The 13,048-nt window shown below is 55.2% G+C and carries 13 protein-coding genes; 12 read left to right on the top strand and 1 reads right to left on the bottom strand.

Features of this window, described 5'->3' with window-relative positions:
- Positions 1–190: 190 nt before the first annotated feature.
- The 5 genes from AC4OVU_RS06690 to rihA all read left to right on the top strand — a co-directional run bounded on the left by AC4OVU_RS06690 (position 191) and on the right by rihA (position 4,452).
- Positions 191–1,096, top strand: a complete 906-nt coding sequence (locus AC4OVU_RS06690) for an amino acid ABC transporter substrate-binding protein (protein WP_003858681.1) — start codon at positions 191–193, stop codon at positions 1,094–1,096.
- A 154-nt stretch (positions 1,097–1,250) separates the two neighbouring features.
- Positions 1,251–1,991: a glutamate/aspartate ABC transporter permease GltJ gene (gene gltJ / locus AC4OVU_RS06685; RefSeq protein ID WP_015571133.1), complete on the top strand. Its 741-nt coding sequence runs from the start codon at positions 1,251–1,253 to the stop codon at positions 1,989–1,991.
- Complete coding sequence (gltK, locus tag AC4OVU_RS06680; RefSeq protein ID WP_003858686.1) at positions 1,992–2,666, top strand: glutamate/aspartate ABC transporter permease GltK; 675 nt, start codon at positions 1,992–1,994, stop codon at positions 2,664–2,666. It abuts the gene before it with no gap.
- The gene (locus AC4OVU_RS06675; protein ID WP_017382465.1) at positions 2,666–3,391 is read left to right on the top strand and encodes an amino acid ABC transporter ATP-binding protein; all 726 of its coding nucleotides are present in this window, start codon (positions 2,666–2,668) and stop codon (positions 3,389–3,391) included. The genes gltK and AC4OVU_RS06675 overlap by 1 nt, the downstream gene beginning before the upstream one ends.
- A 119-nt stretch (positions 3,392–3,510) precedes the next feature.
- Positions 3,511–4,452 (top strand): pyrimidine-specific ribonucleoside hydrolase RihA, encoded by a 942-nt coding sequence (gene rihA / locus AC4OVU_RS06670; protein ID WP_033486406.1) that lies wholly within the window; start codon positions 3,511–3,513, stop codon positions 4,450–4,452.
- A gap of 56 nt (positions 4,453–4,508) precedes the next feature.
- On the opposite strand, the gene AC4OVU_RS06665 is transcribed toward rihA, so the two are convergent.
- Positions 4,509–4,991, bottom strand: a complete 483-nt coding sequence (locus AC4OVU_RS06665) for a zinc ribbon-containing protein (protein WP_003858689.1) — start codon at positions 4,989–4,991, stop codon at positions 4,509–4,511.
- Positions 4,992–5,205: 214 nt separating this feature from the next.
- Between AC4OVU_RS06665 and leuS the strand changes: the two genes are divergently transcribed.
- The 7 genes from leuS (at position 5,206) to mrdA (ending at position 13,048) form a co-directional block, all read left to right on the top strand.
- Entirely contained in the window at positions 5,206–7,788 is a 2,583-nt protein-coding gene (gene leuS / locus AC4OVU_RS06660; RefSeq protein ID WP_491928647.1) for a leucine--tRNA ligase, read from the top strand.
- Between the two features lie 14 nt (positions 7,789–7,802).
- Positions 7,803–8,372, top strand: coding sequence for an LPS assembly lipoprotein LptE (lptE, locus tag AC4OVU_RS06655; protein ID WP_045615085.1), 570 nt, complete (start codon positions 7,803–7,805; stop codon positions 8,370–8,372).
- Entirely contained in the window at positions 8,372–9,403 is a 1,032-nt protein-coding gene (gene holA, locus AC4OVU_RS06650; RefSeq protein WP_032671314.1) for a DNA polymerase III subunit delta, read from the top strand. Before lptE ends, holA begins: the two co-directional genes overlap by 1 nt.
- Positions 9,396–10,061, top strand: coding sequence for a nicotinate-nucleotide adenylyltransferase (nadD, locus tag AC4OVU_RS06645; RefSeq protein WP_045910648.1), 666 nt, complete (start codon positions 9,396–9,398; stop codon positions 10,059–10,061). The genes holA and nadD overlap by 8 nt, the downstream gene beginning before the upstream one ends.
- A 268-nt stretch (positions 10,062–10,329) precedes the next feature.
- Positions 10,330–10,647 (top strand): ribosome silencing factor, encoded by a 318-nt coding sequence (gene rsfS / locus AC4OVU_RS06640; protein WP_003858696.1) that lies wholly within the window; start codon positions 10,330–10,332, stop codon positions 10,645–10,647.
- 3 nt (positions 10,648–10,650) lie between these two features.
- Entirely contained in the window at positions 10,651–11,118 is a 468-nt protein-coding gene (gene rlmH, locus AC4OVU_RS06635; protein WP_003858701.1) for a 23S rRNA (pseudouridine(1915)-N(3))-methyltransferase RlmH, read from the top strand.
- 28 nt (positions 11,119–11,146) lie between these two features.
- Positions 11,147–13,048 carry a peptidoglycan DD-transpeptidase MrdA gene (gene mrdA, locus AC4OVU_RS06630; protein WP_015571138.1) on the top strand — a complete coding sequence of 634 codons (1,902 nt, stop codon included), beginning with the start codon at positions 11,147–11,149 and terminating at the stop codon, positions 13,046–13,048.

The raw sequence follows: 13,048 nt of genomic DNA, 5'->3' as shown, positions 1-13,048 counted from the left end.
ACGAGGGATTATTGCCTCTGAATGGTGCGGCGCGCTTCGCAAAAATAAACAATAACGCAGCAAAATCTTTACATTAAGCCAGACTAAATGTTAACAAGCTTGCATAACACTGCACTCGCATTGCGCGAGATATAACAACATCACAATGGGTATCTATGCGTCACTGGCGCTGATAAGAAAGGAGTTGGGTATGCAATTACGTAAACTGGCCACAGCAATGCTGGTTATGGGAATGTCTGCGGGGGTTGTCCACGCTGAAGACGCTCCGGCAGCAGGAAGCACTCTCGACAAGATTGCCAAAAACGGCGTGATCGTGGTCGGCCACCGTGAATCTTCTGTCCCGTTCTCTTACTACGACAACACGCAAAAAGTCGTGGGCTATTCACAGGATTACTCCAACGCCATCGTTGAAGCCGTGAAGAAAAAGCTGAACAAACCTGACCTGCAAGTGAAGCTGATCCCCATCACTTCACAAAACCGTATTCCTCTGCTGCAAAACGGCACATTTGATTTTGAATGTGGCTCAACCACCAACAACCTTGAGCGTCAGAAACAGGCCGCTTTCTCGGACACCATCTTCGTTGTGGGCACCCGCCTGCTGACGAAGAAAGGCGGCGACATCAAAGATTTTGCTGACCTGAAAGGCAAAGCGGTTGTCGTGACCTCCGGTACCACGTCCGAAGTGCTGCTGCACAAGCTGAACGACGAGAAGAAAATGGACATGCGCATCATCAGCGCGAAAGACCATGGCGACTCCTTCCGTACCCTGGAAAGCGGCCGTGCTGTCGCGTTTATGATGGATGACGCCCTGCTGGCGGGCGAACGCGCGAAAGCGAAGAAACCAGACAACTGGGAAATCGTCGGTACCGCCCAGTCGAAAGAAGCCTACGGCTGTATGCTGCGTAAAGGTGACGAGGACTTCAAGAAACTGATCGATGACACCATCGCTCAGGCGCAAACCTCCGGCGAAGCGGCAAAATGGTTCGACAAATGGTTCAAGAACCCAATTCCACCAAAAAACCTGAACATGAACTTTGAACTGTCTGACGACATGAAAGCGCTGTTCAAATCACCAAACGACAAAGCTCTTAACTAATTAGAACGACAGGGGCGGGATCTCCTGCCCTCTCGATTGTCGGGAAGCATGGACAGACATACGTTGAGTGGTCGTTCCCCACTCAGCGCAAAAATTGAGCTTCTCACCAATCTTCGAGGGTAGCGCTGCTACCCTTTTTTTTCTGGAGTTTACTATGTCAATTGACTGGAACTGGGGCATCTTTCTGCAACAAGCCCCGTTCGGCAACACCACCTATCTCGGCTGGCTGTGGAGCGGCTTTCAGGTTACCGTTGCGTTATCGATAACGGCGTGGATTATCGCGTTTCTTGTCGGTTCGCTGTTCGGTATTCTGCGTACCGTCCCTAACCGTTTTCTCTCTTCGATTGGCACGCTCTATGTGGAACTGTTCCGTAACGTTCCGCTGATCGTGCAGTTCTTTACCTGGTATCTGGTGATCCCGGAACTGCTGCCGGAAGATCTCGGCATGTGGTTTAAGGCCGAGCTGGATCCTAACGTACAATTTTTTGTCTCCTCTATGCTGTGTCTGGGGCTGTTCACCGCTGCGCGCGTCTGCGAGCAGGTACGTGCCGCCATACAGTCACTGCCGCGCGGGCAAAAGAATGCGGCACTGGCAATGGGCCTGACTCTGCCCCAGGCCTACCGTTACGTACTGCTGCCTAACGCTTACCGCGTCATCGTTCCGCCGATGACGTCCGAGATGATGAACCTGGTAAAAAACTCGGCTATCGCCTCAACCATCGGTCTGGTGGATATGGCGGCACAGGCGGGCAAACTGCTGGATTACTCCGCTCACGCCTGGGAATCCTTCACGGCGATCACGCTCGCCTATGTTCTGATTAACGCTTTCATCATGCTGGTGATGAACCTGGTTGAACGCAAAGTACGCCTGCCGGGCAATCTGGGGGGCAAATAAATGTACGATTTTGACTGGAGTTCCATTGTTCCCTCCATGCCCTATCTGCTGGATGGACTGGCAATCACCTTAAAGATCACCGTTATCGCCATTATCGTCGGTATCGTCTGGGGCACCCTGCTGGCAGTGATGCGCCTGTCGAGCTTTAAGCCGCTCGCCTGGTTTGCCACGGCTTACGTTAACGTATTCCGCTCCATTCCACTGGTCATGGTGCTGCTGTGGTTTTATCTGATTGTTCCCGGCTTTTTACAGAACGTACTGGGACTGTCGCCAAAGACCGATATCCGCCTGATCTCTGCCATGGTGGCGTTTTCCATGTTTGAAGCCGCCTACTACTCAGAGATCATCCGCGCAGGTATTCAGAGTATCTCTCGCGGGCAGTCCAGCGCTGCGCTGGCGCTCGGTATGACGCACTGGCAGTCCATGAAGCTCATTATTCTGCCGCAGGCGTTTCGCGCCATGGTTCCGCTGCTGCTGACGCAGGGCATCGTCCTGTTCCAGGATACCTCCCTGGTCTACGTGCTGAGTCTGGCAGACTTCTTCCGTACCGCCTCCACCATTGGCGAACGTGACGGAACGCAGGTTGAGATGATCCTCTTCGCGGGCGGGGTCTATTTTGTGATTAGTTTAAGCGCATCGCTGTTGGTCAGCTGGCTGAAGAAAAGGACGGTATAATGATTTCCCTGAAAAATGTTTCTAAATGGTATGGGCACTTTCAGGTGCTGACCGACTGCTCAACAGAAGTAAAAAAAGGCGATGTGGTAGTGGTATGCGGCCCGTCCGGTTCCGGTAAGTCCACGCTTATCAAAACCGTTAATGGGCTGGAACCTGTCCAGCAGGGCGAGATTGTCGTTAACGGCACCAAAGTAAATGACCGCAAAACCAACCTTGCCCAGCTTCGCTCCCACGTAGGGATGGTGTTCCAGCATTTTGAGCTGTTCCCTCACCTGTCCATCATTGAGAACCTGACGCTGGCGCAGGTCAAAGTGCTGAAGCGCGACAAAAAAGCGGCGCGCGAAAAGGGGCTGAAGCTGCTGGAACGCGTCGGGCTGTCTGCGCATGCGAATAAGTTCCCGGCCCAGCTTTCGGGCGGCCAACAGCAGCGTGTGGCAATCGCGCGTGCGCTGTGCATGGATCCGGTGGCAATGCTGTTTGATGAGCCGACGTCCGCGCTCGACCCTGAGATGATCAACGAAGTGCTGGACGTCATGGTGGAGCTGGCGCACGAAGGGATGACCATGATGGTGGTGACGCACGAAATGGGCTTCGCCCGTAAAGTGGCCAACCGCGTGATCTTCATGGATGAAGGGAAAATTGTTGAAGACTCACCAAAAGAAGAGTTCTTCGCAAATCCTAAATCTGAACGTGCAAAAGACTTCCTCGCCAAAATCCTGCATTAATCTTTTTAGTGCGCAATCTGCGGATTGCGCACTGCTTCACGCTTTAGATCTCTTTTTCTATTCGGCGTCACATCGCAGCGTTAACCTTGTCACAAATAATGCTGAGAATGGAGAACGCTATGGCACAGCCAATTATTCTCGACTGCGATCCGGGTCATGATGACGCGATCGCACTCGTCCTTGCTCTTGCTTCCCCTGAACTGGACGTAAAAGCTGTCACCTCCTCCGCCGGGAACCAGACGCCGGATAAAACCTTGCGAAACGTGTTGCGCATGTTGACGCTGCTGAAACGCACCGATATTCCGGTCGCAGGTGGCGCCGTTAAGCCACTGATGCGCGAGCTGATCATTGCGGATAATGTTCACGGTGAAAGTGGGCTGGATGGCCCGGCGCTACCGGAGCCGAATTTCACACCGCAAAACTGCACTGCCGTCGAGCTCATGGCGAAGGTGCTGCGTGAGAGCGCAGAGCCCGTGACGTTGGTGGCGACCGGCCCGCAGACCAACGTAGCGCTGCTGCTGAACAGCCATCCTGAACTGCACAGCAACATCGCCCGTATCGTCATCATGGGCGGGGCAATGGGGCTGGGGAACTGGACGCCAGCAGCAGAGTTCAACATCTTCGTTGACCCGGAAGCCGCGGAAATCGTCTTCCAGTCGGGCCTGCCGATTGTGATGGCGGGGCTGGACGTGACGCATCGGGCACAGATTATGACAGACGATATTGAACGCTTCCGCGCCGTGGGCAACCCGGTTGCAACGACCGTGGCCGAGCTGCTCGACTTCTTTATGGAGTATCACAAAGCCGAGAAGTGGGGCTTCCACGGCGCCCCGCTGCATGACCCATGCACCATCGCCTGGCTGCTGAAGCCGGAAATGTTTACCACGGTCGAGCGTTGGGTTGGTGTGGAAACACAGGGGAAATATACCCAGGGAATGACGGTGGTGGACTATTACTCATTGACGGGAAACAAGCCGAATACCACGGTAATGGTGGATATCGATCGGGAAGCGTTTGTGGATTTACTGGCGGAGCGGCTGGCTTATTATTCTGCGGCCTGATGCCCTCACCCCGCCCCTCTCCCACAGGGAGAGGGTGCAAACAGTTTTGCTTTTACCTACGGCTCAAATGGCCGACGCTGGAACTGGTCGTGCCCGCACTTCGGACACAGCGACAACACCTCCGGCGTATAAACGGCGATATGATGGTGGCACTTCTCACACACCAGGTTCCCCAACCCCACTACTTCGCCGCTGTGATAGACACCGTGGTGGTTTAAATCCTGAAACACCTCACGCCATTCCAGCTGAGTTTTATCGGTAATATCCGCCAGCTCCTGCCACAGGCTCTCTTTGATGACCCGCATAAAAACGCTGTCGGCGATCTCGTCCTGGCTCTCTTCATAGCTTCGCGCAAACTCCTCCAGGTCACGGCGCACGGCGCGCGTCACCTCTTCCACTTCGGTTCGCGTTAACTCACCCGTTTGCGTCACGCGTGCGCGTGCCTGTTCGACCAGCGCGTCGATATCACGCTCGCCGTTACGCAGCCGTTCCGTCAGAGTCGCTACCAGTTCACGGTAAAATTGAGCAACCTTGTTCATCATTTTGCCTCCCGGGTAAGTAACTGTCTCTAATAATAGACCTTATTTCGCCGCCGCTTTGTCAGGTGAAGCACAGACCCGGTAAATTCCTGCAAAGTGCATTTGCGTGAAAGGCTGTTTTGACGCGGGCGTTTGGGCTATGCTATGCGGATCTGAATTACCACATCCATTGGCTACATTTGTAGCTGTATTGAACACAGGACCACTGGCTGCCATGCAAGAGCAATACCGCCCGGAAGAGATAGAATCAAAAGTCCAGCAACACTGGGACGAGAAGCGCACCTTTGAAGTAACCGAAGACGAGAGCAAAGAGAAGTATTACTGCCTGTCGATGCTTCCCTATCCTTCTGGTCGACTACACATGGGCCACGTGCGTAACTACACCATCGGTGACGTGATTGCGCGCTACCAGCGTATGCTGGGCAAAAACGTTCTTCAGCCAATCGGCTGGGATGCGTTCGGCCTGCCTGCTGAAGGCGCGGCGGTGAAAAACAACACGGCACCGGCTCCGTGGACGTACGACAACATTGCGTACATGAAAAACCAGCTGAAAATGCTGGGCTTTGGCTATGACTGGAGCCGCGAGCTGGCAACCTGTACCCCGGAATACTACCGCTGGGAGCAGAAATTCTTCACCGAGCTGTATAAAAAAGGCCTGGTGTACAAGAAGACCTCTGCCGTTAACTGGTGCCCGAATGACCAGACCGTTCTCGCGAACGAGCAGGTTATCGACGGCTGCTGCTGGCGCTGCGACACCAAAGTAGAGCGTAAAGAGATTCCGCAGTGGTTTATCAAAATCACCGCCTACGCTGACGAACTGCTGAACGATCTGGATAATCTGGACCACTGGCCAGATACCGTTAAGACCATGCAGCGCAACTGGATCGGCCGTTCCGAAGGTGTGGAAATTACCTTCAACGTTGAGAACTACGACCAGACCCTGACCGTCTATACCACCCGTCCGGACACCTTCATGGGCGCGACCTACCTGGCCGTGGCCGCAGGTCACCCGCTGGCGCAGAAAGCGGCAGAAAACAATCCGGAACTGGCGACCTTCATCGACGAATGCCGCAATACTAAAGTGGCCGAAGCCGACATGGCGACGATGGAGAAAAAAGGCGTTGATACCGGCTTTAAAGCCATTCACCCGCTGACGGGCGAAGCGATCCCTGTCTGGGCCGCCAACTTCGTACTGATGGAATACGGCACAGGCGCAGTGATGGCCGTGCCGGGTCACGACCAGCGCGACTACGAATTTGCCACCAAATACGGCCTGACCATCAAGCCTGTTATTCTTGCTGCTGACGGCTCTGAGCCCGATCTCTCTGAGCAAGCGCTGACTGAAAAAGGCACCCTGTTTAACTCCGGTGAGTTCAGCGGCCTGAGCTTCGAAGAAGGCTTCAACGCCATCGCCGACAAGCTGGCCTCCCTGGGCGTGGGCGAGCGTAAAGTGAACTACCGTCTGCGCGACTGGGGCGTTTCCCGTCAGCGTTACTGGGGTGCGCCAATCCCAATGGTGACTCGGGAAGATGGCACCGTGATGCCAACACCGGAAGATCAGCTGCCGGTGATCCTGCCGGAAGACGTGGTCATGGACGGCATCACCAGCCCGATCAAAGCCGATCCTGAGTGGGCGAAAACCACCGTCAACGGTCAGCCAGCGCTGCGTGAAACCGACACCTTCGACACCTTTATGGAATCCTCCTGGTACTATGCGCGCTACACCTGCCCGCAGTACAAAGAAGGCATGCTGGATTCCGATGCAGCAAACTACTGGCTGCCGGTAGACATCTACATCGGTGGCATTGAACACGCCATCATGCACCTGCTCTACTTCCGCTTCTTCCACAAACTGATGCGTGACGCAGGCCTCGTCAACTCCGACGAGCCGGCAAAACAGCTGCTGTGTCAGGGTATGGTGCTGGCAGATGCGTTCTACTACGTTGGCGCGAACGGCGAGCGTAACTGGGTTTCTCCGGTTGATGCGATTGTGGAGCGCGACGAGAAAGGCCGTATCGTGAAGGCGAAAGACGCCGAAGGTCATGAACTGGTGTATACCGGCATGAGCAAGATGTCCAAGTCGAAAAATAACGGTATCGACCCGCAGGTAATGGTTGAGCGTTACGGCGCTGACACCGTGCGTCTGTTCATGATGTTCGCCTCCCCGGCAGATATGACGCTGGAATGGCAGGAATCCGGCGTTGAAGGGGCAAACCGCTTCCTGAAACGCGTCTGGAAACTGGTGTACGAGCACACCTCTCAGGGTGATGCGCCAGCGCTGAACGTGGCTGCACTGAGCGAAGATCAGCAGGCGCTGCGTCGTGATGTTCATAAAACCATTGCGAAAGTCACCGATGATATTGGTCGTCGTCAGACCTTCAATACCGCAATTGCGGCTATTATGGAACTGATGAACAAGCTGGCGAAAGCCCCGCAGGACGGCGAGCAGGATCGCGCCTTAATGCGTGAAGCGCTGCTGGCGGTCGTTCGCATGCTTAACCCGTTCACGCCGCACGTTAGCTTCACCCTGTGGCAGGAGCTGAAAGGCGAAGGCGATATCGACAACGCGCCGTGGCCAGTGGCGGATGAATCCGCTATGGTGGAAAACACCACGCTGGTGGTGGTGCAGGTTAACGGTAAAGTGCGCGGTAAAATTACCGTCGCGGTCGACGCAACCGAAGAACAGGTTCGCGAGCGCGCAGGCCAGGAGCATCTGGTCGCGAAATACCTTGAGGGCGTTACCGTACGTAAAGTGATCTACGTACCTGGTAAACTGCTGAATCTGGTCGTTGGCTAAGCGCGGGAGGAAACGTGCGACAACTGGCAACAATACTCTTATCTCTGGCGGTGCTGGTCACCGCTGGCTGCGGCTGGCACCTGCGCAACACCACGGCAGTGCCTGCTCAGATGAAAACAATGATCTTCGACTCATCCGATCCGAACGGACCGCTGAGCCGGGCCATTCGTAACCAGCTGCGTTTGAACGATGTTGAGCTGATCGAGAAGGGAACCCTGCGTCAGGATGTTCCTTCGCTTCGCGTCCTGAAATCAACGCTGGCAAAAGACACTGCGTCAATTTTCCAGGATGGGCGGACGGCGGAATATCAGATGGTGCTGACCGTTAGCGCGGCTGTTCTGATACCGGGTAAAGATATTTACCCTATCAGTACCAAAGTCTACCGTTCGTTCTTCGATAACCCGCAGACGGCGCTGGCGAAAGACGCCGAAGAGCAGATTATCATCAAAGAGATGTACGATAAGGCTGCGGAGCAGCTGATCCGTAAGCTGCCTACCATTGCCGCGTCGACGAAAAAAGGCGCTGACGTCATCGAAACACCGGATGCCCGCACGCCGGATATGCCAACGTCTCTGGGTAACTGATGATCAGGTTGTATCCTGAACAACTCCGCGCGCAGCTCAACGAAGGGCTGCGCGCGGCCTATCTGCTACTCGGCAATGACCCCCTGTTACTTCAGGAAAGCCTTGATGCGGTTCGCCATGCGGCAGCCGCACAGGGTTTCGATGAGCATCATACGTTCCAGATCGATAACAGTACCGACTGGAACGCTATCTTCTCGCTTTGTCAGGCCATGAGCCTGTTTGCCTCTCGTCAGACAATCCAGATCCTGCTGCCGGAGAATGGTCCTAACGCTGCCATCAATGAACAGCTGGCTATGCTGGTGAGTTTGTTACACGGCGATCTGCTGCTTATCGTACGCGGCAACAAACTCACAAAAGCGCAGGAAAACGCGGCCTGGTTTACCCGGCTAGCCCCCAGTGCGGTGCTGGTCACCTGCCAGACGCCAGAGCAGGCGCATCTGCCAAAATGGGTTGCCGCGCGAGCAAAGCAGCACAATTTGCAGCTGGATGAGGCCGCCAGTCAGCTCCTGTGCTACTGCTACGAAGGCAACCTTCTGGCACTGGCGCAGGCGCTGGACAGGCTCGCCCTGCTGTGGCCCGATGGTAAGCTGACGCTGCCGCGCGTGGAACAGGCGGTGAATGATGCCGCGCACTTTACCCCCTTCCACTGGGTTGATGCGCTGCTGTCGGCGAAAAGTAAGCGTGCTCTGCACATCCTGCAACAGCTGCGCCTGGAAGGGAGTGAGCCGGTCATCCTGCTCCGTACGCTCCAGCGCGAATTACTGCTGCTGAACAACCTTAAACGCCAGTCAGCACACACGCCCCTGCGCGCCTTATTCGACAAACATCGCGTCTGGCAAAACCGTCGGGCGATGACCACGGAGGCGATAAACCGCCTGAGCCAGGAGCAGTTGCGTCAGGCAGTACAACTTCTGATGCGCGCCGAACTGACGTTAAAACAGGATTACGGCCAGTCTGTCTGGGCGGAGCTGGAGAGCCTCTCTTTGCTGCTCTGCCATAAGGCGCTGGCAGACGTATTTATCGATGGGTGATATGCATTCTTTACAGGCAATGTATGGCGGGACCTTCGACCCGGTACACTATGGGCATCTTAAGCCGGTAGAAATCCTCGCGAATTTGATTGGGTTGCAGCGGGTAATCATCATGCCCAACAATGTTCCGCCGCACCGTCCTCAGCCAGAAGCAACCAGCGAGCAGCGTAAAGCGATGCTCGCGCTGGCTATCGCCGATAAGCCTCTCTTCACGCTGGATGAGCGTGAACTGCGCAGGGATACCCCTTCCTGGACATCGCAAACGCTGCGGGAGTGGCGCGCTGAGCAAGGGCCCATGAAACCGCTGGCGTTTATCATCGGCCAGGATTCCTTGCTCAACTTTCCCAGCTGGTACCAGTACGAAACCATTCTGGAAAACAGTCATCTGCTGGTCTGCCGCCGTCCGGGCTACCCGCTGACCATGCGCGACGCACAGCATCAGCAGTGGCTTGACGCGCATCTGACGGACAATATAGAAGACCTGCACAGTCTCCCCGCCGGGAAAATTTATCTCGCTGAAACGCCGTGGTTTGATATTTCCGCAACCCTCATCCGCGAGCGTCTCCAGCAGGGTTTAGACTGTGACGATCTCCTCCCCTCGCCCGTGCTGGCCTATATCCATGCGCACGGTCTGTATCAGAAAAGTACAGATGCCTGAGCATCGCCGGCGAAATTGTCCGTTAATGATTATCCTGCCTTGACAGGCTAAGCCATACTGATATCCTCCGCTGCCAGACTTTCCCGCCGATCGCTGCTTTACAGAAATTGTTTTACAAAAATGGCGATGCAATCTCAGGCGGAGGGTGGGATGATACCCGCCTTCAAAAGCCGGGCGGTGACATTTGTCCCGCGACTGGCGTCAGTTCAGGTATACTGACTGACCACGAATTCATAGTTGTACAATCTCATTCACCCAGGGGGAAAACTTGCAGGGTAAAGCACTCCAGGATTTTGTTATCGACAAAATTGATGACCTGAAAGGTCAGGACATCATCGCTATCGACGTTAAGGGTAAATCCAGCATCACCGACTGCATGATCATCTGCACCGGGACCTCAACTCGTCACGTTGTTTCGATTGCTGACCATGTTGTTCAGGAATCGCGCGCGGCAGGGCTGCTTCCGCTGGGCGTTGAAGGTGAAGCGACCGCTGACTGGGTGGTTGTCGATCTCGGCGATGTGATTGTCCATGTCATGCAGGAAGAGAGCCGTCGCCTGTATGAGCTGGAAAAACTCTGGGGTTAATGCGTGAAGTTGCAACTGGTCGCCGTCGGCACCAAAATGCCGGACTGGGTACAAACCGGTTTTACTGAGTATCTGCGTCGTTTCCCAAAAGATATGCCGTTCGAACTGGTGGAGATCCCAGCAGGAAAGCGCGGCAAGAACGCAGATATCAAACGTATTCTCGATAAAGAGGGAGAGCTGATGCTGGCTGCCGCAGGCAAAAACCGCATCGTGACCCTCGATATCCCGGGCAAACCCTGGGATACGCCGCAGCTGGCGCACGAACTGGAGCGCTGGAAGCAGGATGGTCGGGACGTCAGTCTGTTGATTGGCGGACCAGAGGGGTTATCTCCCGCCTGCAAAGCGGCAGCAGAACAAAGTTGGTCACTCTCGGCGCTGACGCTGCCCCACCCGCTTGTGCGGGTTCTCGTGGCAGAAAGTTTGTATCGCGCATGGAGCATCACTACCAACCACCCTTATCACCGCGAGTAATGACTGACCAGGGTAATTTAAGCAGCGGATGAAACTACAGAATTCTTTTCGCGACTATACGGCTGAGTCCGCGCTGTTTGTGCGCCGGGCGCTGGTCGCCTTTACGGGGATTTTGCTGCTTACCGGCGTGCTGATCGCCAACCTCTATAATCTGCAAATTGTCCGCTATACCGATTACCAGACCCGCTCAAACGAAAACCGTATCAAGCTGGTGCCCATCGCGCCCAGCCGCGGCATTATCTACGATCGTAACGGCACGCCGCTGGCGCTTAATCGCACCATCTACCAGATAGAGATGATGCCCGAGAAAGTGGATAACGTGCAGGATACCCTGAACGCGCTGAGAAGCGTTGTCGACCTGACTGATGACGATATCGCTGCGTTCAAAAAAGAGCGCGCACGTTCTCACCGCTTCACCTCCATTCCGGTAAAAACCAACCTGACGGAAGTGCAGGTCGCCCGTTTTGCCGTTAACCAGTACCGTTTCCCCGGTGTGGAAGTGAAAGGCTATAAACGCCGCTACTATCCTTACGGCTCCGCGCTGACGCACGTCATTGGTTACGTCTCCAAAATCAACGATAAAGACGTCGAACGCCTTGATAAAGACGGCAAGCTGGCTAACTACGCCGCAACCCATGATATTGGCAAGCTGGGGATCGAACGTTATTACGAAGATGTGCTGCACGGTCAGACCGGGTATGAAGAGGTTGAAGTTAACAACCGTGGCCGCGTGATCCGTCAGCTGAAAGAGGTTCCCCCGCAGGCGGGACATGACGTCTATCTGACGCTCGACCTGAAGCTACAGCAGTATATCGAGACGCTGCTGGCGGGTAGCCGTGCGGCGGTTATCGTGACCGACCCGCGTACCGGCGGCATTCTGGCGATGGTTTCCATGCCAAGCTACGATCCGAACCTCTTCGTGGATGGCATCTCCAGCAAGGATTACTCCGGCCTGCTCAACGATCCAAACACGCCGCTGGTGAACCGCGCGACGCAGGGGGTTTATCCTCCAGCTTCAACGGTTAAACCGTATGTCGCCGTGTCTGCGCTGAGCGCGGGCGTCATTACCCGTAATACCAGTCTGTTTGACCCCGGCTGGTGGCAGTTGCCTGGCTCTGAGAAACGCTACCGCGACTGGAAAAAATGGGGCCACGGCCATCTGAACGTGACCAAATCACTGGAGGAGTCGGCGGACACCTTCTTCTATCAGGTCGCCTACGACATGGGTATTGACCGTCTGTCTGAATGGATGAGCAAGTTCGGCTACGGGCATTACACCGGTATAGATTTGGCGGAAGAGCGTTCCGGCAACATGCCAACCCGCGAATGGAAGCTGAAGCGCTTTAAAAAACCCTGGTATCAGGGTGACACCATTCCGGTGGGGATCGGCCAGGGCTACTGGACGGCAACGCCGCTGCAAATGAACAAGGCGATGATGATCCTCATCAACGATGGCGTCGTGAAAGTGCCGCACCTGCTGCAAAGCACCGTTGAAGACGGCAAAAAAGTGCCGTGGATACAGCCGCACGAGCCGCCGGTGGGTGACATTCATTCCGGCTACTGGGAAATCGCGAAAGACGGCATGTACGGTGTAGCCAACCGCCCTAACGGGACGGCGCACAAATATTTCGCTGGCGCACCGTATAAGGTAGCCGCGAAATCAGGTACGGCTCAGGTCTTCGGTCTGAAAGCGAATGAAACCTATAACGCACATAAAATTGCCGAACGTCTGCGTGACCACAAGCTCATGACGGCGTTTGCCCCTTATGATAACCCGCAGGTTGCGGTGGCGATGATTCTGGAGAACGGCGGCGCAGGCCCGGCGGTGGGTACCATCATGCGTCAAATCCTCGACCACATCATGCTGGGTGACAACAACACCGAACTGCCAGCTGAAAACCCGGCAGCCGCTGCGGCGGAGGACCAATAA

It is taken from the genome of Enterobacter sp. 6722112, assembly GCF_058661685.1.
The sequence above is the reverse complement of the archived record's forward strand: the minus strand, read 5'-3'. Positions and strand labels throughout refer to the sequence as shown.

Excerpts from the sequence above, each read along its gene's own strand:
- AC4OVU_RS06665 (WP_003858689.1), bottom strand. The coding sequence starts at position 4,991 with ATGAACAAGGTTGCTCAATTTTACCGTGAACTGGTAGCGACTCTGACG.
- holA (WP_032671314.1), top strand. The coding sequence starts at position 8,372 with ATGATCAGGTTGTATCCTGAACAACTCCGCGCGCAGCTCAACGAAGGG.
- gltK (WP_003858686.1), top strand. The coding sequence starts at position 1,992 with ATGTACGATTTTGACTGGAGTTCCATTGTTCCCTCCATGCCCTATCTG.
- AC4OVU_RS06690 (WP_003858681.1), top strand. The coding sequence starts at position 191 with ATGCAATTACGTAAACTGGCCACAGCAATGCTGGTTATGGGAATGTCT.
- gltJ (WP_015571133.1), top strand. The coding sequence starts at position 1,251 with ATGTCAATTGACTGGAACTGGGGCATCTTTCTGCAACAAGCCCCGTTC.
- AC4OVU_RS06675 (WP_017382465.1), top strand. The coding sequence starts at position 2,666 with ATGATTTCCCTGAAAAATGTTTCTAAATGGTATGGGCACTTTCAGGTG.
- rihA (WP_033486406.1), top strand. The coding sequence starts at position 3,511 with ATGGCACAGCCAATTATTCTCGACTGCGATCCGGGTCATGATGACGCG.
- nadD (WP_045910648.1), top strand. The coding sequence starts at position 9,396 with ATGGGTGATATGCATTCTTTACAGGCAATGTATGGCGGGACCTTCGAC.
- mrdA (WP_015571138.1), top strand. The coding sequence starts at position 11,147 with ATGAAACTACAGAATTCTTTTCGCGACTATACGGCTGAGTCCGCGCTG.
- leuS (WP_491928647.1), top strand. The coding sequence starts at position 5,206 with ATGCAAGAGCAATACCGCCCGGAAGAGATAGAATCAAAAGTCCAGCAA.